The following is a 23,935-nucleotide window of genomic DNA, read 5'->3' as shown; positions in this document are numbered from 1 at the left end:
ACATGACCCGCACCATCACTTATGGCGTCCTCGCCATGGCCATCGTCGTCGTGGCCTCGAACATCCTCGTCCAACATCCCATCGGCAGCTGGCTCACCTGGGGCGCCTTCACCTATCCGCTGGCCTTCCTTGTCTCGGACATCGTCAACCGTCTGGAAGGCCCCTCCGCCGCGCGCCGCGTGGTCTATGCGGGTTTTGCCACGGGCCTGATCTGTTCCGTCATCGGCACCCAGATCATGGGCGAATTTGGCCCCCTCGTGACCCTTCGCGTCGCTATCGGCTCGGCCATCGCCTTCCTTCTGGCGCAACTCGTCGATGTGCAGATCTTCGATCGCCTCCGCCGTCAGGCTTGGTGGAAGGCCCCGTTCATCTCCACCCAGATCGGCTCCACACTCGACACGGCGATCTTCTTCACCATCGCCTTTTCCGCCTCGCTCACCTTCCTCGAACCGGGCAACGATGTGTCGTGGGCGGCCGAGGCGATGCCCCTTCTGGGCGCTGGCCCCACGGTTCCCTTCTGGGTTTCGCTCGGATTTGCGGACCTTCTGGTGAAGATTGCCGTCGATCTCATCGCATTGTTGCCATTCCGCTTTGCCATCCATCGATTGACGGCAAAGGTTGCGTGAAATCTGTTGACGAACACAAAATCTGTGTCACCCTCCCCTTATCTGAAACCCATTGAAAGGAGGTGATCCAGTGTCTAGAGCTACATTGGAGAGAGGTGTCGGGACAGTCAGGAGGACCGTTTTCTGAGGGCAGCCCCTCAGTCGACAGGCTACCTGATTGGGCTTGAAACCTAACTGGCCCATCTCCTTGGATCTCGGAAAGGGTCGCCGCAAAGGCGACCCTTTCTCTTGTGAAACAACCCGCTCATGCTCCGCATCACCGACGACATCAGCATCGCCGACTGGGAACTGACCGAACAGTTCATCCGGGCCTCCGGTCCCGGCGGGCAGAACGTGAACAAGGTTTCCACCGCCGTCGAACTGCGGTTCGAGGCCGAACGTTCCCCCCACCTGCCCGCTCCGGTGAAGGCCCGCCTAAAGCGCCTCGCCGGTCGCCGCTGGACGACCGAGGGCGCGCTGATCCTGCAAGTCGACGAAACCCGCAGTCAGGCCCGAAACCGCGAGATCGCGCGGGAACGCCTTGCCGACCTCATCCGTCAGGCCCTCGTCGTCCCCAAACGCCGGATCGCAACCAAACCCACGCTGGGCAGCCAACGCCGCCGCCTCGCCGCAAAATCCGTCCGGGGCGAGGTGAAGGCCCTGCGCGGCCGGATCGAGGGCGAGGATGACTGACCCCCGCGCGACCGAGGGCGCCGCGCTCTGGCATGGCACGCCCCTCCGCCTGATCGTCGCGCGCGAGAATGCCGTCTTTGAAATGGCCCTGCCCGACGGCATCCGCGCGGCCCTTCGCCTGCACCGCGCTGGCTATCAGGATGCCGCATCCATCCGCTCCGAACTCTGGTGGTGCGCCGAGCTTGCCGCTCTCGGCCTGCCGGTCCCCACACCGCTTCCCCTGCCGGACGGCGCTTTGCTCGCCACTCTATCCGATGGCCGCCACGCCTCTGCCATCCGATGGCTTCCGGGCACACCCATCGGCGCAGCGGGCCAACCGCTGGCCCAACCCCTCCCTGTCCAGATCGACCTGCACTTTCGCCTCGGTCAACTGCTCCGCCGCCTGCATCTGGCCAGCGATGCCCTGACCCGACCAGAAGGCTTCACCCGCCCCCACTGGGACATCGACGGTCTGGTGGGAGAGTCCCCCCTCTGGGGCCGCTTCTGGGAACATCCGGCCGCTTCGTATGCACAATGTGCTGCACAGTTTGCTGCACGCGATGTGCTGCGGTCCCGCCTTGCCCGGCACGCCGCCCAAGGTGGCGACATCGGCCTGATCCATGCCGATGTCCTGCGCGAGAACATCCTGATTTCACAAGATGAAATCGCCCTGATCGACTTCGACGATTCTGGTTTCGGCTTCCGCCTCTACGACCTCGGCACCGTGCTGTCGCAGAACCAGTATGAACCCGCCCGCGACGACCTCCGCGATGCACTCATGGCCGGATATGGCACGCAAGACGTTGAAATGGTGGAAACCTTCACGCTCGCCCGCATCCTCGCCTCGGTCGGCTGGACGATCCCGCGCCTCGCCCCCGACGATCCCATCCACCGCAGCCATCTCGCCCGCGCCGACATGGCGATCCGCCGGATTCTTGGTTAAACGACCACCTCCAGCGCGGCCTGATCCCCTACCCCGAACACCCGCTTGTAGCGTTCGATCTCGGCCTTCGGCCCCATCGCCTTGTTCGGATTGTCCGACAGTTTCACCGTGGGCCTGCCATCCGCCGAAACAGCCTTGCAGACAAGGCTGAACGGCGCCAGCCGATCCCCCGCAAGGCCCCGGAAGTCATTGGTCAGCATGGTGCCCCACCCGAAAGACACCTTTACCCGCCCATGGAACTGACGATGCAATTCCTCGATCTTTTCCACGTCCAGCCCGTCGGAAAAGATCACCAGTTTCTGCGTCGGATCCTCACCGCGCGACTTCCACCAGCGGATGGCGGTTTCCGCACCCTTTGCGGGATCGCCACTGTCGATCCTGATCCCCGTCCAGGTGGTCAACCAATCCGGCGCATTCCGCAGGAAGCCTTCCGTCCCATAGGTATCCGGCAGGATCACCCGCAGATTGCCGTCATGTTCCTCATGCCAATCGGCCAACACCTGATAGGGCGCCTGCGCCAGTTCGGCATCCGTCCGCGCCAGCGCAGAATAGACCATCGGCAATTCATGCGCATTGGTCCCGATCGCCTCGATGTCCCGCTTGCGCGCGATGGCGCAATTCGACGTGCCGATGAAGGTCGCGCCCAGCCCTTCCTGCATTGCCTGAACGCACCAGTCCTGCCACAGGAAGGAATGCCGCCGTCGGGTCCCGAAATCGGCAATCCTCAACGTTTCCAAACCCTTCAGGCGCTCGATCTTCTCCCACAGCCGCGTCATCGCGCGGGCATACAGGACCTGAAGCTCGAACTTCCCCATCCCCTTCAGCACCGCGCGCGACCTGAGTTCCATCAGCACCGCCAGCGCCGGGATCTCCCAAAGCATGACTTCGGGCCACTTCCCCTCGAAGGTAAGTTCGTACTGTCCGTCCTTCTTTTCCAGATGATAGGCGGGCAGTCGCAGCCCCTCGAACCATTCCATGAAATCCGGGCGGAACATCTGGCGCTTGCCATAGAACATGTTCCCGCGCAGCCATGTGCTTTCCCCGCGCGACAGTGACAGGGATCGGACGTGGTCCAACTGCTCGCGCAACTCGCCCTCGTCGATCAGCTCGGCCAGCCGGACCGAGGAGCTGCGGTTGATCAGCGAGAATGTCACCGATGTTTCCGGCTTGTTGCGGAAGATCGACTGGCACATGAGCAGCTTGTAGAAGTCTGTATCGATCAGCGACCGGACGATCGGATCGATCTTCCAGTTGTGGTTATGAACCCGGGTGGCGATATCGACCACGTCACTCCTCCAGCACGACACCGGCCGCGCGCATCTCGTCCATCATCCGCGCCATCGAACCGCCAAGGTCGATGCCCCGGCAGGCGCCCAGCAAGACCCGTGCCTGCAGGCCCAGCCTTGCCGCATCCAGCGCCGAATAGGCAACGCAGTAATCGGTGGCGAGGCCCACAAGCGTGACCGCCGACACCCCCCGTGCGCTCAGGTAACCATTCAGCCCAGTCGTTGTGCTATGGTCATTCTCGAAAAAGGCGGAATAGCTGTCGATACCGGCGCGGAAACCCTTGCGGATAATCAGTTGCGCCGGTTCCGTGCGAAGATCGGGGTGAAATTCAGCGCCCGCTGTGCCTTGGATGCAATGGTCGGGCCAAAGCGTCTGCGGGCCGTAAGACATTGTTAACGTCTCGAAGGGTGCCTTGCCGGGATGGTTCGACGCGAATGAGGAGTGATCCGCGGGATGCCAATCCTGCGTCAGCACAACTGTTGCGAAGTCATCCATTAACCCATTGACTCTGTTAATTATTTTATCCCCATCTGCCACCGCCAGCGCACCGCCGGGGCAGAAATCATTCTGGATGTCGATGACGATCAGGGCTTCGTTGGCAGGGCGCATTGCGGGCCTCACGGCAAGGTGAATGCCCTTGCGTAGGAAACCCCCGCCCCTGCGTCAATGGGAACGGCTTGAAATCGCAGGGAAAGGGGTGCATCCCCGCGCCATGCTGACAGTCGCCGCGCTCCATCACTTCACCCGCTTTCCCGACCCGGCCGCGCTGCGCGGCCCGCTTGTCGACATCTGCACGGCGCAGGGGGTGAAGGGTTCGCTGCTGTTGGCGGGTGAGGGGATCAACGGCACGATTGCCGGAACGCGGGCGGGGATCGGTGCCGTTCTGGCACATATCCGTGCGATTCCGGGGTGTTCCGATCTGGACTGGAAGGAAAGCCCCGCCGCGACCATGCCTTTCGGCAAAATGAAGGTGAAACTGAAGCGCGAGATCGTCACCATGGGCAAGCCGGACGTGGATCCGAAAGCCCGCGTCGGCCATTATGTCGCGCCCTCGGATTGGAATGCGCTCATCTCCTCGCCAGACGTGGCGGTGATCGACACACGCAACGACTACGAGGTTTCGATCGGCACCTTCGCCGGGGCCGTGGATCCCGGCACTCGCAGCTTCAGCCAATTCCCCGCCTGGTGGGAGGAGAACAAGGAACGTTTTCACAACAAGCGGATAGCCATGTTCTGCACTGGCGGCATCCGTTGCGAGAAATCGACGAACTGGCTTCTGCAGCAGGGCGTGACCGACGTCTTCCACCTGAAGGGCGGCATCCTGAAGTACCTCGAAGAGGTGCCGCAGGACCAATCGCTCTGGCAGGGGGAATGCTTCGTCTTCGACCAACGCGTCTCGGTTGGCCACGGCCTCGTGGCCGGAAACCTTTCATCCTGCGGGGCCTGCCGCCGCCCCGTCACCCCGGAAGGCCGTGCCGACCCCGCCTATGAGGAGGGCGTCTGCTGCCCAGCCTGCAGGGATGAATACACGCCTGAAGACCGCGCCCGCTTCCGCGAACGCCAGCGCCAAATGAAACTGGCCGAGGCGCGGGGCGAACCGCACCTCGGTGCCTGAGGGTCAGCGCAGGCGAAGCCCCGCCTCGTCGAAGAAAAGCGCATCGGCCGCGTCGAACCCGACACCCACCTGCGATCCGATCTCTGGGATGACATCCCCCTTCGCTTCGATCACCAGTTTTTCCCCTGTCGCGGCCGTCACGTGGATATAGCTGACACCGCCCAGCGCCTCTGTCATGTCCACCCTGTGCGTGCTGCCTTCGATGACCCGCAGATGCTGCGGGCGCAGGCCCACCTCCACCTTCGCGCCCGCGCCCGGCAGCGTCACCCCTGCCGCAACCGACGAAGACAGGCCCGCCGCCGCAACGCTGCCCGCGCCCTCGACCTTGGCCGCGACGAAATTCATCGCCGGGCTGCCGATGAAGCCCGCGACAAAGCGGTTGTCGGGATTGTGGTACAGTTCCAACGGCTTGCCCACCTGCTCCACCCGCCCTTTGCGCAGCACGACGATCTTGTCGGCAAGCGTCATGGCTTCCACCTGATCATGCGTCACATAGATCATGGTCGCCCCGATCTCGCGGTGCAGGCGCGCGATTTCCACCCGCATCTCCACCCGCAATTCGGCATCCAGATTCGAAAGTGGTTCGTCGAACAGGAACACTTCCGGCCCCCTCACGATGGCCCGCCCGATGGCGACGCGCTGCCGCTGCCCACCCGAAAGCGCCTTCGGCTTGCGCGACAGAAGTTCGTCCAGCTTCAGGATGCGCGCGGCCTCTGCGACCTTGCGGTCGATCTCGGCCTTGGGATGCCCGGTCATCTTGAGGCCGAATCCCATGTTCTCGGCCACCGTCATATGAGGGTAAAGCGCATAGGTCTGGAACACCATCGCCACGCCGCGTTCCGACGGGTCGGCCTGTGTCACGTCGCGGTTCCCAATGCGGATTGCCCCGTCCGAGGTTTCCTCAAGGCCTGCAACCATGCGCAACAGCGTGGATTTCCCGCAACCCGAAGGGCCGACGAAGACGCAGAATTCCCCATCTTCGATCTTCAGATCGACCCCATGGATGACCTGAACATCCCCAAATCGCTTTACGACCTTCTGCAGCGTTACCCCTGACATGGCATCCCCTCCCTGATTATCCCTGTTCCGGAAAGCGCCAGCTTTCCGCCTCTGCGGCAATGCGCGCCGCCGTGTCCTTGATCCGATCCGCGCCCGCTTCAAGCTGAGAAAGCGAGGTCCGCGCCGTTGTCGATGTCACTGAAAGCGCGCCGATCACCCGCCCTGTCCGGGACAGGATCGGCACGGCGCAGCAAATGATTCCCGGCTCATGCTCCTCGCGGTCGAAGGCATAACCTCGTCCGCGAATCGCTTCCAACTCTGTCCTTAGCGTCTCTGGCGTATCCAGAGTGTGGGGCGTGAACCTGTGGAAGCTCTGCCTGTCGATGGCACGTTGCAGCGCCTCGTCCGGAAGGAAGGCGAGCATCGCCTTGCCCACGCCGGTGCAATAGGCCGGACCCACTTTCCCGGCCTGCGCGAACATCTCCACGGGTTTGGCCGAATTGCGCTTGTCGACGTACAGAACCTGCCCGTTGTCCAGTTGCGCAAGGTGGATCGTTTCGCCCGTTTCTGCAGCCAATTCATCCAGATAGGGCCGCGCGATCGGGGCCAGCGAGGATGTCGCCCACGCCGCGTGGGCGAGGCGCACAAGCCGAACGCCAAGAGCATAGGTCTGGCGGTCGCTGTCAAAGGAAAGCATCCCCTGATGCACAAGCGTCTGGATCAGCCTGTAGAGGGTTGCCTTGGGATAGACCGACGCCGTCAGAAGTTCGGAGAAGCGCACAGGGCGACCGCAGGCTGCGACCATGTCCAGCACATCCAGCGCCTTGCCGACTGTTCCGTCACCCTGTTCCGCAGACATGACCGCCTTCCATCCCTGTTGACAGCTTAAACGATAGGCCGCATAGTTTTCAATATTCAAGACTAAGTTTCACATAATGGAACCAAGCGGGAGGAAACCATGGTCCATAAGAAAACGGGCGCCTTGGCCCTCGTGGCGGCATTGATGCTGTCCACGTCGGCCTTCGCGCAGGACAAGCGCGTCGTCACCTGGAATGCTGACTACGATCCCATTCCTCTGGCTGCCGCCGAAGCCCTGATCGCGGATTTCGAAGCTGCGAACCCTGAGATCGACATCCAGCTTACGAACTTCGACCACGAAGCCTACAAGAACGCGATCCGCAACTTCCTGACCGCCGACCCGCCGGATCTGGCCAACTGGTATGCCGCGAACCGTATGCGTCCCTTCGTCGAAGCCGGCCTGTTCGCGGATATTTCGGACGTCTGGGCTGAAAACGGCCTTAACGATGCGCTCGCCTCGTCCGTCCCGTCGTCGACCATCGACGGGAAGCAGTATGCGATCCCCTACACCTACTATCAGTGGGGCATCTACTATAACCGCGACGCTTACGCCGCGGCTGGTGTCGAACTGCCGGGCGAAGGTGGCGTGACCTGGGAGCAGTTCCTTGCGAATTGCGAAAAGTTCAAGGCAGCCGAGATCGACTGCGTCACCACCGGTTCCAGCGCGCTTTGGCCCGTGGCAGGTATCTTCGACTACCTGAGCCTCCGTACCAACGGCTATCAGTTCCACAGCGATCTCGCCGCAGGCAAGATTTCGTGGACCTCGCCGGAAGCCCGCGCCGTGTTCGCGGAATTCGCCAAGCTGCAGCCCTATGTCACCGCGAACCATGCCGCGATCGACTGGCAGGATGCCGCTGCGATCTTCGTGCAGGGCAAGGCCGCCCATTACGTGATGGGCAACTTCGCCGTCGGCGTCTTCAAGGAAGGCGGGATGACGAATGACAACCTCGGCTTCATGGTGTTCCCGGAAATCACCCCCGGCATCGCCCGCGCCGAAGAAGCGCCGACCGACACGATCCACCTGACCTCCGGCGCGAAGAACCCGGATGATGCGAAGAAGTTCCTGGCCTATATCGCCAGCGCCGAAGCGCAGTCGAAGTGGAACGCGGCCGTTGGCCAGTTGCCCACCAACAAGAACGCGGCGGTCGATCCGGCCGATCCGTTCCTGACGGCGGGCTTCCAGGCCCTGTCCACCGCGACGGGCGGTATCGCACAGTTCTGGGACCGCGACGCGGATGCCGAATATGCCAAGGCCGGCATGGAAGGCTTCCAGCAGTTCCTCGTGCAGCCGGATCAGCTTGAAGCGATCCTGGAGCGTCTGGAACAGACCCGTCTGCGTCTGTACCCGCAGTAATCTGACGACGCGGGCGTCCCTCTTTTGCGGGGGGCGCCCGTTTTCTGTTACGGGGGGGACAGATGGCACAGGCAACGGAATTGACTTCGGCAGGCGCCGGTCAGAGGGCGGCTCGGCGCTGGAACCAGCGCACCATAGCGCCTTGGCTGTTCCTTGCGCCCGGGCTTTTCATGTTCACGGTCTATGTGCTGTGGCCCATCGTGGAAAGCGTCACCCTGTCGTTCTATGATTGGAACGGGTTGTACAACCGGGATGGCGAATTCACTGGCACCTTCGTCGGCCTGCGAAATTATGCTGAGTTAATGACCGACCCGGCTTTTGAGACATCCCTTTGGAACAACTTGAAATGGTTGGTCCTGTACATGGCCGCGCTGCCCATCGGGCTGTTCATCGCGATCTTCCTGAACCAGACGGTTACGGGCATCCGCCTGTACAAGTCTCTGTTTTTCTTTCCTTTTGTTATTAGTCAGGTCGTCGTCGGCCTGATCTTCGCATGGTTCTACGCACCCAATTTCGGCCTGTTCTACCTGCTGACCGAGGCGATCACGGGGCAGGGCACGGCCATCCTCGCAGACCCCGATCTTGTCACCTATGGCATCATCGTCGCGGGCCTCTGGCCGCAGATCGCCTATGTGATGATCCTGTACCTGACCGGCCTGAACAACGTTGCCCCCGATCAGATCGAGGCTGCGCGGCTGGACGGTGCCAAGGGCTGGCGGATGCTGTGGTATGTGGTTCTGCCGCAACTACGCCCTGCAACGTTCATCGCCGTGATCGTCACCGTCATCGGCGCGCTGCGCAGCTTTGACCTTGTGTCGATCATGACGACGGGCGGACCCTTCGGATCGTCCCGCGTGCTGTCCTATTACATGTTCGAGATGGCCTTGGGCGAGTTCGGCTTCCGCATGGGCTATGGTGCTGCCATCGCCGTCGTCCTTTTCGCCATCATGATGATCTTCATTTCGGGCTTCATCTGGAAGATGTGGCGCGACGAGAAGGAGCGCTGAGATGTTCCCCCGTCCCATCCAACAATCCAGCAACGCGGCGCAGTGGCTTTATACCATTGCCTTGCCCGTGGCCCTGCTGATCTGGCTTTTCCCGCTGCTTGGCGTGGCGCTGACCTCGCTGCGGCCTGCTTCCGATCTGGCGCAGGGCAACTATTTCGGCATGCCGTCCGGCATTGCATGGGAAAACTATATCTTCATCTTCACCCAGACGCCCATCGGGCAGTACATGCTGAATTCGCTTTGGGTGACGATCCCCACGGTGATCGGCGCGGTTGGGCTTTCGCTGATGACGGGGTTTGCGCTGGCGGTGTACGGATTCCGTGGCAACATCCTTGTTTTCTTCATGTTCGTTGCGGGAAACTTCGTGCCGTTCCAGATCCTGATGGTGCCGGTCCGGGACATGACCCTGAACCTTGGGATGTACGATACGTGGTATGGGCTTGCCTTGTTCCATATCGCCTTCCAGACCGGGTTCTGCACCCTTTTCATGCGGAACTTTATCAAGGCACTTCCTTACGAATTGATTGAGGCCGCGCGCGTTGAAGGCGTGTCGGAATGGCGGATCTTCTGGTTCATCGTGCTGCCCCTGATGCGCCCCGCCATCGCGGCGCTTTCCGTGCTGGTTTTCACCTTCATCTGGAACGATTTCTTCTGGGCAACGGTGCTGACGCAAGGCGTGGACAGCCAACCGATCACGGCGGGTCTGTCCTCGCTTAACGGGCAATGGATCGCGCAATGGCATCTGGTTTCGGCGGGATCGATCCTCGCCGCGCTGCCGCCGGTTCTGATGTTCTTCCTGATGCAGAAGCATTTCATCGCGGGCCTGACGCTGGGGGCGGTGAAGTGACGGAATTCAGGCTGGATGCCGGAAGCGGCGACCTTGCGCAGACCATCGCGGTCACGACATCGGGGGGCATTCCCGAGGTGATCTGGTGGGGGCCTGCCTTGCCGGAGGGGGAAGATCTGGCCGAACTTGCCGCCTCTGTTCGCAACGACCTGACGGGGGGCATGCTGGACAGACTTCCCGCGTTGTCGCTCTGCCCTGAGGCGGGGCGGGCCTTTCAGGGGCAAGCGGGGCTTGTGCTTTCGGCCGAGGACGGCGCGCCGATGCTGCCGGTCTTCAGCTTTGAAAGGGCAGAGGAGGACGATACCCTTCTGCGCCTTGTCAGTGTGGCGGAAGGACTGCGCCTGACACATGAGTTGCGGGCCTATCCGACAGGGGTGATCGGCCTGCGCACGGTTCTGGATGCCAAGCGGCCCGTGCGCCTGCACTGGCTGGCGGCCCCGGTTCTGCCCGCGCCGCAGGATGGCGACATCATCGACGTTCACGGCAAATGGACGCGCGAATTCCATCTGAACCGCGTCGCATGGACGCCCGGCATCCGCCTGCGCGAGGCGCGGACGGGGCGTTCAGGGCATGAGCATCCACCCTATGTCATCCTTGCCGGGCGCGGCGCGACGAACAGTGCCGGCGAGGCGCGCGCCCTGCATTACGGCTGGTCCGGCGGGCATCGCATGGTGGCCGAGGAATTGCCGGACGGTCGCCGTCAAGTTCAGTTCGGCCACGCCTGGGGGGCGGAAACGGCGCCGGGCATGCGGTTCGAGACGGCGGAACTGCTGGCCGTTTCATCGCGGGCGGGCCTGAACGGGATAGGGGCTGCCTTCCAGCGCGACATCCGCGACCGGGTGGTGACATGGCCCGATCCGGCGCGGGCGCGGCCGGTGCATTACAACTGCTGGGAAGCGATCTACTTCAACCACAATCTGGCCGACCTCGCCGCCATCGCCGACCGCGCCGCCGAGATGGGGGCGGAACGGTTCGTTCTGGATGACGGCTGGTTCGGCAGGCGGGATGACGACACCACCTCGCTTGGCGATTGGACGGTGGACCAGCGGAAATGGCCCGACGGCCTGCATCCGCTGATTGCCCATGTGCACAAGCTGGGCATGACCTTCGGTCTGTGGTTCGAACCCGAGATGGTGAACCCGGACAGCGATCTGATGCGCGCCCATCCCGACTGGATGCTGGGGCCCGCCGATCAGGTAGCGGGGCGGAACCAGATGGTGCTGGACCTGTCGAAACCCGAGGTGCGGGAATACCTGTTCAACGCGGTGTCCGAGATCCTGGCGGAATATCCCATTGACTACATCAAATGGGATCACAACCGCCTGCTTCCCGTCGTGGATGCCGCCCAGACGCGTGGGATCTATGAACTCCTCGCTTCGCTGCGCAAGGCGCACCCGGCGGTGGAGATCGAAAGCTGCGCCAGTGGCGGCGGCCGGATCGATGCGGGAATCCTGTCCCATACGCACCGCGTGTGGCTTTCCGATTCCAACGACGCCTTGGAACGGCTTCGGATGCAACATGATGCAGCGCTGTTCCTTCCTGCCGCGATCACCGGCAGCCATGTGGGGCCGCGGAAGTCGCATACCTCGGGGCGTGTTCTACCGATGTCCTTCCGGGCATGGGTCGCGGCGCAGCGGCATTTCGGTTTCGAGATGGACCTGCGCGAGTTGAAGGGGGAAGAAGCAGCTACGCTGAAATCTGTGACCGCGTGGTGGAAGGCCAATCGCGGCTGGATGTTGGGTGGCACGATCCACCGCATCGACAGCGATGATCCCGCGGTGGTGGCCGAGGTGCAGATGGCCGCCGATGGCGGGCGCTTTGTCCTGTTCGCCGGGCAAGGGGAGACGAGCGTGCAGATCCTGCCGCGCCCCCTGCGCCTTATCGGATTGGAGCCGGAGGCCCGTTATCGCCTTAGGCTGGTCAACCCCGAGGATGCACCGCGCCAGTCGCGCGGGCCCAATGCCCTGAAATCCGGGGAGTTGACCTTGACGGGGCGTGCGCTCATGCAGCGCGGGGTGCTGTTGCCGGTGGCATGGCCTGTCACGATCTGGGTCGTGGAGGGCGAGCGTGTCTAGCCTGGCGGATTGGGGCGCGACGGGAAAGGTTGGCCGATGAAAGCGGATTGGATTGCGGTCGACTGGGGCACCACGAACCTGCGCGCCTTCGCCATCGGGCGCGAGGGGATCTTGGCGCAGGCGGTTTCCGAGGATGGGATGGGGCGGCTGGAGCGTGACGGGTTCGAACCTGCGCTCTTGCGCCTGATTTCGCCGTGGTTGGCCGACGGAACGGTGACCGATGTCGTGGCCTGCGGCATGGTGGGCAGCCGTCAGGGTTGGCATGAGGCGCCCTATCGGGCCGTGCCTTGCATCCCGCTGGATGCCGGATCGCTTGTGACCGCGCCCACTCGGGACCCGCGCATCCGGGTGCGGCTAGTGCCGGGGTTGAAGCAATCGTCGCCCGCCGATGTTATGCGGGGCGAAGAGACGCAGATTGCAGGGGCTTTGGCCCTGCTGCCGGGGTTCGACGGGGTGATCTGCCTGCCCGGGACCCATTCGAAATGGGCGCATCTGAGTGCCGGTGAGGTGGTCAGCTTCCAAACCTACATGACGGGCGAGATGTTCGCGCTGCTGTCGCAGGCCTCGGTCCTGCGGCACGGGATGCAGGGCGAGGGCTGGGATGACGCGGCTTTCGATGCGGGCGTGTCGGATGCCTTGTCGCGGCCTGAGCGCATCGGTGCGAGGCTGTTCGGCATCCGCGCCGAGGGGCTTATCGCGGGTCTTTCGGCAGCGGCGGCGCGGGCGCGGCTGTCGGGATTGCTGATCGGGATGGAACTGGCGGCGGCGCGGCCCTATTGGCTGGGTCAGGCGGTGGCCATCGTGGGGTCGGAGGGAATTTCCGCCTCGTATTCAAGGGCTTTGAAGGGATTGGGGGTCGAGGCGCGGTTGGTGAAGGGGGGCGATGCCGTCCTTGCCGGGCTGGCGGCGACCCGCGCGAAGGTGACGGCATGACGGAACGCAAGATCATCGCCATCCTGCGGGGGATCACCCCGGATGAGGCGGTGCCGGTGGCAGAGGCGCTGGTGAAGGCGGGGATCACGACGATCGAGGTGCCGCTTAACAGCCCGCATCCGGTGACGTCGATCGCTGCGATGGTAAAGGCGCTGGGCCATCATGCGGTGATCGGGGCGGGGACGGTGCTGACGGTTGCCGATGTGGCCGAGGTGGCGGATGCAGGGGGGCGGCTGATCGTGTCGCCCAATTGCGACCCGGAGGTGATCGCCGCGACCAAGGCGCGGGGTCTGCAAAGCTGGCCGGGGGTGATGACGCCGACGGAATGCTTTGCCGCGCTGAAGGCCGGGGCGGATGGGTTGAAGATTTTTCCCGCAAGCTTGATCGGGCCGGACGGGGTGAAGGCCATCCGCGCGGTGCTGCCGAAGGGTTGTCAGGTATATGCCGTGGGCGGGGCGGGGGCGGAGAACTTCGCCCAGTGGATCAAGGCCGGGGCGGATGGGTTCGGCATCGGCACGGCGCTTTACACGCCGGGGCTTTCGGTGGCCGAAGTGGCGGCACGGGCGGCGCGGATCGTGGCGGCCTATGACGAGGCGCGGGGATGATCTTCGACGCGCGGGTCTGCGAACTGGGCGAGGGGGCGCTGTGGCATCCCCTGCGGCGGCAGTTCTTCTGGTTCGATATCCTTGGGAAGAAGCTGCATTCGGTCGAGGATGGCGAGGCGCGGACGTGGTCCTTCGTGGAGCTTGTCTCTGCCGCCGGATGGGTGTCGCGTGACGTGCTGCTGATAGCGGGGGAGCGGGACCTGTTCCTTTTCGATCTGGAGACGGAAGAGATCGAGACCGTTGCCGAATTGGAGGCTGACGATCCCGGCACGCGGTCGAATGACGGGCGGGCGGACAGGCAGGGCGGGTTCTGGATTGGGACGATGGGCAAACGGGGAGGGGACGACCCCGGACGCGGGTCGATCTGGCGCTGGTATCGGGGTGAGATGCGGCGGATCTTCTCGGGGCTGACGATCCCCAATTCGATCTGCTTCGCGCCGGATGGGACGCGGGCCTATTTCTCGGACACGGTGACACAGCGCATCCAGACGGTGGCCTTGGATGCGGATGGCTGGCCTGTGGGTCAGCCGGGGACCTTCGTCGATCTGGCGGCGGAGGGGCTTTACCCCGACGGGGCCACGGTTGATGCGGATGGGAACCTCTGGAACGCGCAATGGGGGGCGGGGCGGGTGGCCTGCTATGCGCCTGACGGGCGGTTCCTGAAGGCGGTGCCGATGGGTGCTTCGCAGACCTCTTGCCCCGCTTTCGGGGGGGAGGGGTTGGCGACGCTTTTCTGCACCACGGCTCATGAGGGGATGGACGCGGCGGCGCGGGCGGCGGACCCGGACGCCGGAAAGACCTTTGCGGTTCAAGGCGTTGGCCGTGGACTGCCCGAAGCACAGGTGAAGTTTTGAAGCGCACTCTCGGCGTCTGCTACTATCCGGAACACTGGCCCGAGGCGAAATGGGCCGAGGATGCCGCCCGCATGGCGGCGCTGGGCCTGACATGGGTCCGCATCGGCGAATTCGCCTGGAGCCGGATGGAGCCGGAGCCGGGGCGGTTCGACTGGGACTGGCTGGACCGGGCCATCGACACGCTGGGCAAGGCGGGGCTGAAGGTTGTCTTGGGGACGCCCACGGCGACGCCGCCGCGCTGGATGCTGGCGAAGCATCCCGACATGCTGGCTGTGGACGCGCAGGGGCGGCCGCGGGGGTTCGGGTCGCGGCGGCATTACTGCTTTTCGCATCGGGGATACCGTGCGGAATCGGCGCGGATCGTCACCGAACTGGCGCGGCGCTATGGGCGGAACCCGCATGTGGCGGCGTGGCAGACCGACAATGAATATGGCTGCCACGATACGGTGCTGAGCTATTCGGAGGCCGCGCGCGATGCCTTCCGCGAATGGCTGGCGCAGCGGTACCAGAGCCCGCAGGCGCTGAACCGCGCCTGGGGGAACGTGTTCTGGTCGATGGAGTATTCCTCTTTCGACGAGATCGGCTTGCCCAACCTGACCGTGACCGAGGCGAACCCGTCGCATGTCATGGCCTTCCGCCGGTTCGCGAGCGACGAGGTGGCGGCGTTCAACCGTGTGCAGACGGAGATCATCCGCAAATTCTCGGGCGCGCCGATTGCCCATAACTATATGGGAAGGATCACGGAATTCGACCATTTCGCGGTGGGGGCGGATCTGGATATCGCGTCTTGGGACGCCTATCCGCTGGGCTTCCTGTCGGACCGGCTGGAGGTGACGGCCGAGCATAAGCGTCGATTCGTGCGGCAGGGGGACCCGGATTTTCAGGCCTTCCACCATGACCTTTACCGAGCCGTGGGCCGTGGGCGGTGGTGGATCATGGAGCAGCAGCCGGGGCCTGTGAACTGGGCGCCGTGGAATGCCGACCCGCTGCCCGGGATGGCGCGGCTTTGGGCTTGGGAGGCCTTTGCCCACGGGGCGGAGGCGGTCTGCTATTTCCGCTGGCGGCAGGCGCCTTTCGCGCAGGAGCAGATGCATGCGGGGTTGCTGAGGCCTGACTCCGCGCCCGCGCAAGCCTTTGAAGAGGCTGGTGAAGTCGCGCGGGAACTGGCGGCGATGCCGGATGTGGGGACGGCGCGGGCGGATGTGGCGCTGGTCTTCGACTATGCCAGCGCGTGGGCTTGGCAGACGCAGCCGCAGGGGCGGGATTTCGACTATTTCCGGCTGGCCTTTGCCTTCTATCGCGGGCTGCGGCGGCTGGGTCTGAACGTGGATATCTTGGCCCCGGATGTGGCGGACCTGTCGGGTTACAAGCTGGTGCTGGCGCCGGGGGTGGCGACTTTGTCGGACGCTTTCCTTGGCGCGTTGAAGGCGCATCAGGGCGCGGCGCTGATCGGGCCGCGCAGCAATGCCAAGACGGTGGAGTTTGCGACTCCGGTGCCGCTGCCGCCGAACCTGCCGGGGCTGGATGCGGTGGTGGCGCGGGTGGAAAGCCTGCCGCCGGATGTGCCCGTGCCGCTGGAGGCAGGGGGTAACCTGTTGCACTGGCGTGAGAAGATCGAGACCGGGGCCGAAGTGGTGGAGCGGGCGACGGATGGTTGGCCGGTGCTGATCCGTTCCGGCGGGTTGCATTATCTGGGCGGCTGGCCGGAGGAGGCGGTGCTGGACCGGATGCTTTCGGCGCTGTGTGACGCGCGGGGGATCTCGGTCGAGGTGCTGCCCGAGGGGCTGCGGCGGCGGGATACCGACACGCACCGCTTCTGGTTCAACTACAACCCCGTTCCGGTGGAATGGGGCGGGGTGGTGATCCCCCCCGCCGGGGTGTGGTGGGAGGCGCTTTAGGGCGTCTCTGCCTTGCCTGACAGGTTCGCGAAGGCTACGCCATTGGGGCCGAGGGTGAGGGTTTCTCCGTCGAGGGATGCGCCGATGCAGGGGCCTGTCAGGGATGACAGGCCTTTGATCCTTATGGCGTTTTCCGAAGGCGACAGGTTGAAGAAGCAGGCCAGCGCATCGCCGCGCGTGAAGCCGAGCACGGGGTCGGGCAGGTCGAGGAAGCGGGTGCGGCCGGTGCGGAGTTCGGACCGTTCGCTGCGGTAACGAAGCATTAGCTTGTAGTAGTTCAGCACCGAGTCGGGGTCGGCGGCCTGTGTCGCGACGTTGCGGGAAAGTTGGGGCGGTTTTACCGGCAGCCACGGTTTGCCCGTTGAAAAGCCACCGTTTTCGGAGGCGTCCCAGACCATCGGGGTGCGGGTATTGTCGCGCCCCACGGGTTCGGGCCAGAAGGCGATGCCTTGGGGATCGGTCAACTCGTCGAAGGTGAGGTCGGTGTTGGTCTGGCCCAGTTCCTCGCCCTGCCAGAGGCAGATGGAGCCTTCGAAGGACAGGATCAGCGCGGCGGCCTGTTTGGCCAGCGCGTCGGGCGTGGTGCCATGCGCGGCCCAGCGGGTGACGTGGCGCGGCACGTCGTGGTTGGAGAAGGCCCACATCGGCCAGCCGTTCGGGGCGCCGGCGAAGAAATCCTCGATCTTCTGGCGGAAGGTGGCGGGGGTGTAGTCGTTCCCCATCATCTCGAAGCTGTAGCACTGGTGCAGGCGGTTGCGCCCCGTGTATTCCCCCATCAGGCGGATGGCGTGGTGACTGTCGCCGACTTCGCCCACCGAGGCCCGCGCGTCATAGCTGTCGAGCAGGCTGCGGATGCGTTCCATCCAGCCTGTCGTTTCGGGGCGGTTCTTGTCGAACAGGTGATACTGCATCTCGTAGGGGTTGCCGTCGGGGCGCGATTTTTCCCGGAAGTCGGCAGGATTGTCGCGGAGTTGGGGGTCGTGGAAGAAATAGTTGGCGGTGTCGAAGCGGAAGCCGTCCACGCCGCGGTCGAGCCAGAAGCGCATGTTGGCGAGGTGCCAGTCCTGCACGGCGGGGTTGTGGAAGTTGAAGTCGGGCTGTTCTGACAGGAAGTTGTGAAGATAGTACTGCTTGCGCCGCGCGTCCCATGTCCATGCGCTGCCGCCGAAGACCGAGAGCCAGTTGGTGGGGGGCGTGCCGTCCTTTTTCGGGTCGGCCCAGACGAACCAGTCGGCGCGCGGGTTGTCGCGGCTGGCGCGGCTTTCGGTGAAGAAGGGGTGCTGGTCCGAGCAGTGGCTAAGCACTTGGTCGATAATGATTTTCAGGCCGAGGTCATGGGCGCGCTGGATGAGCGCGTCGAAGTCGTTCAGCGTGCCGAAGGTGGGGTCGACGTCGGTGTAATCGGAGACGTCATAGCCCATGTCGCGCATGGGTGAGGTGAAGATCGGCGAGAGCCAGACGGCATCCACGCCGAGGTCGGCGATATGGGGAAGGCGGGCGGTTATGCCCGGAAGATCGCCGATGCCGTCACCGTTGCTGTCCTGAAAACTGCGGGGATAGACCTGATAGGTGACGGCACCTTTCCACCAATCCTGCGACGACATCTGGACCCCTTTTCTGCCTGTTCGGGGAAGCCTAGCGGGGTTCTTGGGGCGGAAACAGGGTGTACCGGGAGCGGTGCCGTATTCTGTGCCGCAAACTGTACATACGCAGCGGGCGGTGGATGAGGAAATGGGCAGGTTGGCGTTAAGGTTTTGCGTCGCACTGTCGGGGATGCCCCCCTCTCCCTGACGCTCTCCCTCCGTTCCGGGAGGGAGAGGGAAGCGCTTCGTTCCGGAGGAAGCGCGGGGTGGCGGGCCGCGCAAGGGGGGGTATTTGGGCCGGGATGAAGGGGCGGGGTGGCGCGGGCTATCGGATGGCGCGATTGTCTGCATCACAAATCTGCATTTGACCTTGTTTCCCGGCGGGCGGAGAAGATGCGGGACAGAGAAAGGGTTTCCCATGACCGCCCAAGCCGCGAAGGCCCCGCTGATCACCCCGGTCCTGATTGCGGGATGCGTCATCCTGATGCTGGGCTTTGCCGTCCGGGCGAGTTTCGGGGTGTTCCAGATTCCGATTGCGGAGGAGTTCGGCTGGGCGCGGGCGGAGTTCTCGCTGGCCATCGCCATCCAGAACCTGGCCTGGGGGATTGGGCAGCCTTTGTTCGGGGCAGTGGCGGAGCGGTTCGGGGACAGGAAGGCCATCGTGGCGGGGGCCTTGATGTATGCGGCGGGGCTGGTGCTTTCGGCATGGGCCATCACGCCGGGGCAGATGCAGGTACTGGAGATACTGGTGGGGTTCGGCATTGCCGGGACGGGCTTTGGCGTGGTGCTGGCCATCGTGGGCCGCGCGGCGAGTGCCGAGAACCGGTCGATGGCTTTGGGCATCGCCACGGCGGCGGGGTCGGCGGGGCAGGTGATCGGGGCACCGGTGGCGGAGTTCCTTTTGCAGTCCTATAGCTGGCAGGAAGTCTTCCTGATCTTTGCCGTGGTGATCCTGTCATCGCTGTTTGCGCTGCCCTTCATCCGGTCGCCCAAGGTGGCCTCCAAGGCGGAGCTGGAGGAGAGCATGGGGGTCGTGCTGAAGCGGGCCTTCAAGGACCCGTCCTATACGCTGATCTTCCTTGGCTTCTTTTCCTGCGGCTATCAACTGGCCTTCATCACCGCGCATTTCCCGGCATTCGTGACGGAGCTGTGCGGGCCCATCGATCCGGGCGGGATGCTGGCGGGGATGGGGATCACGACGACGAGCGCGCTGGGGGCGGTGTCGATTGCGATGATCGGGCTGTTCAACATCGTGGGTACGGTGACGGCGGGGTGGCTGGGGAAGAAATACACCAAGAAATATCTGCTGGCGGGGATCTATACGGGGCGGACCATCGCGGCGGCGGTGTTCATCCTGTTGCCCATCACGCCGGAATCGGTGCTGGTGTTTTCCGCCGTGATGGGGGCCTTGTGGCTGGCCACGGTGCCGCTGACGAGCGGGCTGGTCGCGCATCTTTACGGGCTGCGCTATATGGGGACGCTTTATGGCGTGGTGTTCCTGAGCCACCAGATCGGCGGGTTCCTTGGCGTGTGGCTGGGGGGGATGATGTATGACATCACCGGGGGCTATACGCTGGTCTGGTGGATCGGCGTGGGGGTGGGGGCGTTTTCGGCCATCGTCCATCTGCCGGTGCGGGAGAAACGGGGGCCCGTGGCCGCCGCCGCCTAGCCGGGCGGCGGGGTGACGATCAGGATTTCTAGGTCGCGGTCGGGGCTGTAGTTCCGCTTGCGGATTTCGAAGGTGGTGGGGCCCGTCTTTTCCACGCCCGTGGCGCAGAGCGAGATGATGTTTTCCGGCGCGCCCTTGTCGAGCGTGAGGCGGAAGTCGCCGATGGGGCCTGCCCATGAATTGGCTGTGCGCAGGACATAGGAGAGGTTGTAGGCGATGCCCATGCCATCGCTTGGGGCAAGGCGTTTGGCGATGCCGCGCGAGGTGCCCTCGTCGATGCAGTAGCGGGTGGCGTAATCGGCGGCCCAGCCTTCGGTGGCCGGGTGTTCCCAGTAGAAGAGGCCGCCCGGTGGGCGGTTTTCGTATTCATGGGCGATGGTGAGTGTCTGGCCTGCGGGGAAGGTCTGCGTCCAGTGGTGGCGCAGGACGATGGACCAGAGGGGCCAGACCTCGGCGGGCATGCCGGTTGCGGGGTCGCCGTCGTAGAATTCGGCAAGGCCTGCGGCGGTGAGTTGGGCGCGTTCGGCGGGTGTCTTGATGAAGAGGGCGTCGGTCAGGCTTTTGATGTCGATGGTCAGGGGGAGATTGGCCGCGCGGAGGGCGGCGGTGACGTCCCTGCCGGGCGTGTCGTATTGCGCGGAGAGGGGGCGGGTTTCATCCCATGGCGGTTCGATCACGGCGATGCGGTCGATGGAAACGGGGATGGGTTGGCCGTCCACGGTGGCGGTGAAGTTCACGAGGTTGTCGCGGTCGCCTTCGGGGATGTTGAAATCCGAGGTCATCAGCGCCTGAAGCGGGATGGGCGGGAGGGGGAAGATCACCTCGCCCGTCACATCGGCATCGGTGAGGTTGCGGAAGGTGTAGGTGACGCGGATGCGGTCGGGGGAGATGTAGAGGTCTTCCGTCTCCATCGCGATGGCATCGGTCCGGGCGAAGTGGAGGCCGGTGGCGGCGATGCCGCCGAAGCCGTCATTGGCATGGGCGGCGGTGGTGGCGAGCAGGAGGAGGGAAAGGGCGGCGCGGAACATGGGACACCTTTGCACGGGGATGGGGGGAGTGTGCGCCGGGGACTGCGGGCAGGCAAGCCTTGAGCGGGGGTTGCGGAGGGCGCGCGGGGTTGGCAGGGTGCGCGCCGGGATGGAGGGACTCTCAGGATGATCGCGGGGATTGCTGCCTTGGTGGCGGCCTATGTGCTGTCGCAGTTCTATCGGGCGTTTCTGGCTGTGCTGGCGCCCGTGCTTTCGGTGGAGATCGGGGCCGGGGCGGAGGATCTGGCGCGGGCCTCGGGGGTTTGGTTCCTTGTCTTTGCGGTGATGCAGATCCCGGTGGGTTCGGCGCTGGACCGGGTGGGGCCGCGCCTGACGGCGGCGGTGCTGCTGGGCCTTGGGGGCGCGGGAGGGGCTGCGGTCTTTGCCATGGCGCAGGGGCCGGGGGCGGTGACGCTGGCCATGGCGCTGATCGGGGTGGGCTGCGCGCCGGTGCTGATGGCGGCCTATTACATCTTTGCGCGGACCTATTCGGCGGCGGTCTTCGGCACGCTGGCGGGGGTGGTGATCGGGGTCGGGTCGATGGGGAACATCGCGTCGAGCCTGCCCCTTGCCGCCGCCGTGGAGGCGTTCGGCTGGCGTGAGACGCTGTGGGGGCTGGCGGGGGTGACGCTGGCCGTCGCGCTGGCGCTGGGCCTTCTGGTGCGCGATCCGCCGAAGGTGGAGGGGGCGGGGAAGGGGTCCTTGATGGACCTGCTGCGGATGCCCGCGCTTTGGCCCGTGCTGATCATGATGGCGGCCTGCTATGCGCCCGCGGCGGGGCTGCGGGGGCTGTGGGTAGGGCCCTACTATCGCGACGTGTTCGGGGCGGAAGCGGCGGCGATCGGGGTGGCCACGCTGGTGATGGGGGCGGCGATGGTGGCGGGGAATTTCGCCTATGGGCCGCTGGACCGGGTGCTGGGCACGCGGAAATGGTTGATCTTCGGGGGGAACGCCGGGGTTCTGGGCTGCCTGCTGGCGCTGTGGGCTATGCCTGCGGCGGGGGGATGGGTGACGCTGGCGCTGCTGGCGGCGCTGGGGTTCTTTGGCGCGTCCTTTCCGATGGTGATGGCGCATGGTCGGGCATTCGTGCCGCCGCATCTGACCGGGCGGGGGGTGACGTTGTTGAACCTGTTCGGGATCGGGGCGGTGGGGCTGGCGCAGGTGGTGACGGGCCGCATCCATGCGGGGCTGGAGGGGGGCGCGGCGGAGGTGCCCTATCAGGGGATTTTCCTGTTCTTTGCCGGGACGCTGGCGGTGGGGATGGTGGTCTATCTGTTCTCGCAGGATCGCACCGACTGACGGATTGGCGCGCGGCCTGCGAATCCGCTTTTCCCCCTGCCCTGCTTGGGGTATGCGGCCCCGTCCCCGATGGAGGGGGCGGGAAAAGGAGATCCATGATGGGCTACAAGGTCGTAGTCGTCGGTGCCACGGGCAACGTTGGCAAGGAAATGCTGAACATCCTCGCGGAACGCGAGTTTCCGGTCGATGAGATCGCGGCGCTGGCGTCGCGAAAATCGCTGGGGACGGAAGTCAGCTTTGGCGACCGAACTTTGAAGACGCAGGATCTGGACACGTTCGATTTCACGGGCTGGGACATCGCGCTGTTCGCCATCGGGTCGGACGCGACGAAGGTCTATGCGCCGAAGGCGGCCTCGCAGGGCTGCGTGGTGATCGATAACTCGTCGCTGTACCGCTATGACCCGGAGATCCCGCTGATCGTGCCGGAAGTGAACGCGGATGACGTGGTCCGCTACAAGAACAAGATGATCATCGCGAACCCGAATTGTTCGACCGCGCAGATGGTGGTGGCGCTGAAGCCGCTGCATGACCGCGCGCGGATCAAGCGCGTCGTCGTGGCCACCTATCAATCCGTGTCCGGCACCGGCAAGGAGGCGATGGACGAGCTGTGGAACCAGACCAAGGGCATCTTCGTGCCCGGTCAGGAAGTGGAGCCGAAGGTCTACCCCAAGCAGATCGCCTTCAACGTCATTCCGCATATCGACGTGTTCCTTGATAGCGGGGAGACGAAGGAAGAGTGGAAGATGGTGGCCGAGACGAAGAAGATCCTCGATCCCAAGATCAAGGTGACGGCGACCTGCGTGCGGGTGCCGGTCTTCGTGGGCCATTCGGAAGCGATCAACATCGAGTTCGAGGATTACCTCGACTGGGAAGAGGCGACCGATATCCTGCGCGAGGCGCCGGGGGTTCTGGTCGTGGATAAGCGCGAGGCGGGTGGCTATATCACGCCGATCGAATGCGTGGGCGAGTATGCCACTTATGTCAGCCGCATCCGGCAGGACAGCACGATCGAGAACGGGCTGAACCTGTGGTGCGTGTCGGACAACCTGCGGAAGGGCGCGGCGCTGAACGCGGTGCAGATCGCGGAAGTGCTGGGGAACCGCTGCCTGAAGAAGGGCTGAGGTTGCCGGACGGTTGAGACGGGGGCCCCGCTTTGGCGGGGCCTTTTTCTTTGCGGGGTTTGCGGGCGGGGTCGGGCGGGGAGAATCGGCCTGTGACCTGATCGGAGGGCGGTGGTGGCCCTGCCTCAGGCGGGCATCAGGAGGGCTGGCTGCCTGACGGAATCGGCAGCATCGGCGATGGCCATTCGGGCATGGCTTACCTGCCAAGGTATTGGCGTCATACGACTGTTCCGCCCTGCAAGTCCCATGCCGGATTGAGCGCGGGCCTGCGATCCGGTGATCTGGGGATGTTCAATGATCATCGCCGGGGGGCTGTCACATGTTGAAGATGCTTGTCGAAACGATCCGCAAATCGTCCGTGGAAGAGGAGGGCGCGCAGGTGCCGCGCACCTTGGCGCGGGCCGAGTTGCAGGCGCTGTTCCATGACGATTTCGCGGCCCATGCCGTGATCGTGCGGTCGCGGAAGGCGGCGCGCAACGGACAGGTCAGGATGGCGGCCTGAGCGGAGGCCGCGTCGCGTGACCCGGACGCCCGGTTGCCTGCCAGCGCCGGGCGTCTTGCGTTGCGGGGGAGATCGGACCGGCGGTGATCCGGCGGAGCGGCGTGCCGCCGCAGAGCTTTTCTGTCGTCGGCGCATGCGCGCCTCCTCCGGGGACAGGGGGCGCACGCGCCCCCTCTTGGCC

The 23,935-nt window shown here is 64.5% G+C and carries 22 protein-coding genes; 16 read left to right on the top strand and 6 right to left on the bottom strand.

Features of this window, described 5'->3' with window-relative positions; all coding sequences use genetic code 11:
- Positions 1-2: 2 nt before the first annotated feature.
- The 3 genes from TabM4_RS17515 (at position 3) to TabM4_RS17505 (ending at position 2,220) form a co-directional block, all read left to right on the top strand.
- Complete coding sequence (locus TabM4_RS17515; RefSeq protein ID WP_434615317.1) at positions 3-626, top strand: queuosine precursor transporter; 624 nt, start codon at positions 3-5, stop codon at positions 624-626.
- A gap of 246 nt (positions 627-872) precedes the next feature.
- Positions 873-1,298: an alternative ribosome rescue aminoacyl-tRNA hydrolase ArfB gene (gene arfB, locus TabM4_RS17510; protein ID WP_434615314.1), complete on the top strand. Its 426-nt coding sequence runs from the start codon at positions 873-875 to the stop codon at positions 1,296-1,298.
- Positions 1,291-2,220 carry a phosphotransferase enzyme family protein gene (locus TabM4_RS17505; protein ID WP_434615312.1) on the top strand — a complete coding sequence of 310 codons (930 nt, stop codon included), beginning with the start codon at positions 1,291-1,293 and terminating at the stop codon, positions 2,218-2,220. The genes arfB and TabM4_RS17505 overlap by 8 nt, the downstream gene beginning before the upstream one ends.
- On the opposite strand, the gene pncB is transcribed toward TabM4_RS17505, so the two are convergent.
- Both pncB and pncA read right to left on the bottom strand, forming a co-directional pair.
- Positions 2,217-3,506 carry a nicotinate phosphoribosyltransferase gene (pncB, locus tag TabM4_RS17500; RefSeq protein ID WP_434615309.1) on the bottom strand — a complete coding sequence of 430 codons (1,290 nt, stop codon included), beginning with the start codon at positions 3,504-3,506 and terminating at the stop codon, positions 2,217-2,219. The two genes, TabM4_RS17505 and pncB, sit on opposite strands and share 4 nt — an antisense overlap.
- 1 nt (position 3,507) lies before the next feature.
- Entirely contained in the window at positions 3,508-4,116 is a 609-nt protein-coding gene (gene pncA, locus TabM4_RS17495; protein ID WP_434615307.1) for a bifunctional nicotinamidase/pyrazinamidase, read from the bottom strand.
- Positions 4,117-4,219: 103 nt separating this feature from the next.
- Here pncA and TabM4_RS17490 point away from each other — a divergent pair, with 103 nt between their 5' ends.
- Positions 4,220-5,122: a rhodanese-related sulfurtransferase gene (locus TabM4_RS17490; protein ID WP_434615304.1), complete on the top strand. Its 903-nt coding sequence runs from the start codon at positions 4,220-4,222 to the stop codon at positions 5,120-5,122.
- Positions 5,123-5,125: 3 nt separating this feature from the next.
- Here the strand turns inward: TabM4_RS17490 and TabM4_RS17485 are convergent, their stop codons facing one another.
- Both TabM4_RS17485 and TabM4_RS17480 read right to left on the bottom strand, forming a co-directional pair.
- Positions 5,126-6,181 (bottom strand): ABC transporter ATP-binding protein, encoded by a 1,056-nt coding sequence (locus tag TabM4_RS17485; RefSeq protein WP_434615301.1) that lies wholly within the window; start codon positions 6,179-6,181, stop codon positions 5,126-5,128.
- 16 nt (positions 6,182-6,197) lie between these two features.
- A complete protein-coding gene (locus TabM4_RS17480; protein WP_434615298.1) occupies positions 6,198-6,980 on the bottom strand; it encodes an IclR family transcriptional regulator in 783 nt (260 codons plus the stop codon).
- Positions 6,981-7,079: 99 nt separating this feature from the next.
- Here TabM4_RS17480 and TabM4_RS17475 point away from each other — a divergent pair, with 99 nt between their 5' ends.
- The 8 genes from TabM4_RS17475 (at position 7,080) to TabM4_RS17440 (ending at position 16,552) form a co-directional block, all read left to right on the top strand.
- Entirely contained in the window at positions 7,080-8,333 is a 1,254-nt protein-coding gene (locus tag TabM4_RS17475; protein ID WP_434615295.1) for an ABC transporter substrate-binding protein, read from the top strand.
- Between the two features lie 62 nt (positions 8,334-8,395).
- Complete coding sequence (locus tag TabM4_RS17470) at positions 8,396-9,340, top strand: carbohydrate ABC transporter permease (protein WP_434615292.1); 945 nt, start codon at positions 8,396-8,398, stop codon at positions 9,338-9,340.
- Position 9,341: 1 nt separating this feature from the next.
- Positions 9,342-10,187: a carbohydrate ABC transporter permease gene (locus tag TabM4_RS17465; protein ID WP_434615289.1), complete on the top strand. Its 846-nt coding sequence runs from the start codon at positions 9,342-9,344 to the stop codon at positions 10,185-10,187.
- Positions 10,184-12,262, top strand: coding sequence for an alpha-galactosidase (locus TabM4_RS17460; RefSeq protein WP_434615286.1), 2,079 nt, complete (start codon positions 10,184-10,186; stop codon positions 12,260-12,262). The genes TabM4_RS17465 and TabM4_RS17460 overlap by 4 nt, the downstream gene beginning before the upstream one ends.
- Positions 12,263-12,298: 36 nt before the next feature.
- Positions 12,299-13,195 (top strand): 2-dehydro-3-deoxygalactonokinase, encoded by an 897-nt coding sequence (locus TabM4_RS17455; RefSeq protein ID WP_434615284.1) that lies wholly within the window; start codon positions 12,299-12,301, stop codon positions 13,193-13,195.
- Positions 13,192-13,800 (top strand): 2-dehydro-3-deoxy-6-phosphogalactonate aldolase, encoded by a 609-nt coding sequence (locus tag TabM4_RS17450; RefSeq protein ID WP_434615281.1) that lies wholly within the window; start codon positions 13,192-13,194, stop codon positions 13,798-13,800. Before TabM4_RS17455 ends, TabM4_RS17450 begins: the two co-directional genes overlap by 4 nt.
- Complete coding sequence (locus tag TabM4_RS17445) at positions 13,797-14,654, top strand: SMP-30/gluconolactonase/LRE family protein (protein WP_434615278.1); 858 nt, start codon at positions 13,797-13,799, stop codon at positions 14,652-14,654. The genes TabM4_RS17450 and TabM4_RS17445 overlap by 4 nt, the downstream gene beginning before the upstream one ends.
- Entirely contained in the window at positions 14,651-16,552 is a 1,902-nt protein-coding gene (locus tag TabM4_RS17440) for a beta-galactosidase (RefSeq protein ID WP_434615275.1), read from the top strand. The genes TabM4_RS17445 and TabM4_RS17440 overlap by 4 nt, the downstream gene beginning before the upstream one ends.
- Here TabM4_RS17440 and TabM4_RS17435 read toward each other — a convergent pair.
- A complete protein-coding gene (locus tag TabM4_RS17435) occupies positions 16,549-18,156 on the bottom strand; it encodes an alpha-amylase family glycosyl hydrolase (protein WP_434615272.1) in 1,608 nt (535 codons plus the stop codon). The two genes, TabM4_RS17440 and TabM4_RS17435, sit on opposite strands and share 4 nt — an antisense overlap.
- Positions 18,157-18,553: 397 nt before the next feature.
- On the opposite strand from TabM4_RS17435, the gene TabM4_RS17430 reads away from it, so the two are divergent.
- The gene (locus TabM4_RS17430) at positions 18,554-19,804 is read left to right on the top strand and encodes an MFS transporter (protein ID WP_434615269.1); all 1,251 of its coding nucleotides are present in this window, start codon (positions 18,554-18,556) and stop codon (positions 19,802-19,804) included.
- Here TabM4_RS17430 and TabM4_RS17425 read toward each other — a convergent pair.
- Positions 19,801-20,832, bottom strand: coding sequence for a DUF4424 family protein (locus tag TabM4_RS17425; protein ID WP_434615266.1), 1,032 nt, complete (start codon positions 20,830-20,832; stop codon positions 19,801-19,803). The genes TabM4_RS17430 and TabM4_RS17425 overlap by 4 nt on opposite strands.
- A gap of 126 nt (positions 20,833-20,958) precedes the next feature.
- Here TabM4_RS17425 and TabM4_RS17420 point away from each other — a divergent pair, with 126 nt between their 5' ends.
- The 3 genes from TabM4_RS17420 (at position 20,959) to TabM4_RS17410 (ending at position 23,754) form a co-directional block, all read left to right on the top strand.
- Positions 20,959-22,131, top strand: a complete 1,173-nt coding sequence (locus TabM4_RS17420) for an MFS transporter (RefSeq protein ID WP_434615263.1) — start codon at positions 20,959-20,961, stop codon at positions 22,129-22,131.
- Between the two features lie 98 nt (positions 22,132-22,229).
- Positions 22,230-23,252, top strand: coding sequence for an aspartate-semialdehyde dehydrogenase (locus TabM4_RS17415; protein WP_434622148.1), 1,023 nt, complete (start codon positions 22,230-22,232; stop codon positions 23,250-23,252).
- 319 nt (positions 23,253-23,571) lie between these two features.
- Positions 23,572-23,754, top strand: a complete 183-nt coding sequence (locus tag TabM4_RS17410) for a hypothetical protein (RefSeq protein ID WP_434615260.1) — start codon at positions 23,572-23,574, stop codon at positions 23,752-23,754.
- Positions 23,755-23,935: the final 181 nt, after the last annotated feature.

This window comes from Tabrizicola sp. M-4 (assembly GCF_051132405.1).
Classification (GTDB): domain Bacteria; phylum Pseudomonadota; class Alphaproteobacteria; order Rhodobacterales; family Rhodobacteraceae; genus Paragemmobacter.
Note: the sequence above shows the minus strand (reverse complement) of the source record. Positions and strands in the feature narration are given on the sequence as shown.

Coding starts and splice junctions, on each gene's coding strand:
- TabM4_RS17515 (WP_434615317.1), top strand. CDS start 3: ATGACCCGCACCATCACTTATGGCGTCCTCGCCATGGCCATCGTCGTC.
- arfB (WP_434615314.1), top strand. CDS start 873: ATGCTCCGCATCACCGACGACATCAGCATCGCCGACTGGGAACTGACC.
- TabM4_RS17505 (WP_434615312.1), top strand. CDS start 1,291: ATGACTGACCCCCGCGCGACCGAGGGCGCCGCGCTCTGGCATGGCACG.
- pncA (WP_434615307.1), bottom strand. CDS start 4,116: ATGCGCCCTGCCAACGAAGCCCTGATCGTCATCGACATCCAGAATGAT.
- TabM4_RS17490 (WP_434615304.1), top strand. CDS start 4,220: ATGCTGACAGTCGCCGCGCTCCATCACTTCACCCGCTTTCCCGACCCG.
- TabM4_RS17485 (WP_434615301.1), bottom strand. CDS start 6,181: ATGTCAGGGGTAACGCTGCAGAAGGTCGTAAAGCGATTTGGGGATGTT.
- TabM4_RS17480 (WP_434615298.1), bottom strand. CDS start 6,980: ATGTCTGCGGAACAGGGTGACGGAACAGTCGGCAAGGCGCTGGATGTG.
- TabM4_RS17475 (WP_434615295.1), top strand. CDS start 7,080: ATGGTCCATAAGAAAACGGGCGCCTTGGCCCTCGTGGCGGCATTGATG.
- TabM4_RS17470 (WP_434615292.1), top strand. CDS start 8,396: ATGGCACAGGCAACGGAATTGACTTCGGCAGGCGCCGGTCAGAGGGCG.
- TabM4_RS17465 (WP_434615289.1), top strand. CDS start 9,342: ATGTTCCCCCGTCCCATCCAACAATCCAGCAACGCGGCGCAGTGGCTT.
- TabM4_RS17455 (WP_434615284.1), top strand. CDS start 12,299: ATGAAAGCGGATTGGATTGCGGTCGACTGGGGCACCACGAACCTGCGC.
- TabM4_RS17450 (WP_434615281.1), top strand. CDS start 13,192: ATGACGGAACGCAAGATCATCGCCATCCTGCGGGGGATCACCCCGGAT.
- TabM4_RS17445 (WP_434615278.1), top strand. CDS start 13,797: ATGATCTTCGACGCGCGGGTCTGCGAACTGGGCGAGGGGGCGCTGTGG.
- TabM4_RS17435 (WP_434615272.1), bottom strand. CDS start 18,156: ATGTCGTCGCAGGATTGGTGGAAAGGTGCCGTCACCTATCAGGTCTAT.
- TabM4_RS17430 (WP_434615269.1), top strand. CDS start 18,554: ATGACCGCCCAAGCCGCGAAGGCCCCGCTGATCACCCCGGTCCTGATT.
- TabM4_RS17425 (WP_434615266.1), bottom strand. CDS start 20,832: ATGTTCCGCGCCGCCCTTTCCCTCCTCCTGCTCGCCACCACCGCCGCC.
- TabM4_RS17420 (WP_434615263.1), top strand. CDS start 20,959: ATGATCGCGGGGATTGCTGCCTTGGTGGCGGCCTATGTGCTGTCGCAG.
- TabM4_RS17415 (WP_434622148.1), top strand. CDS start 22,230: ATGGGCTACAAGGTCGTAGTCGTCGGTGCCACGGGCAACGTTGGCAAG.
- TabM4_RS17410 (WP_434615260.1), top strand. CDS start 23,572: ATGTTGAAGATGCTTGTCGAAACGATCCGCAAATCGTCCGTGGAAGAG.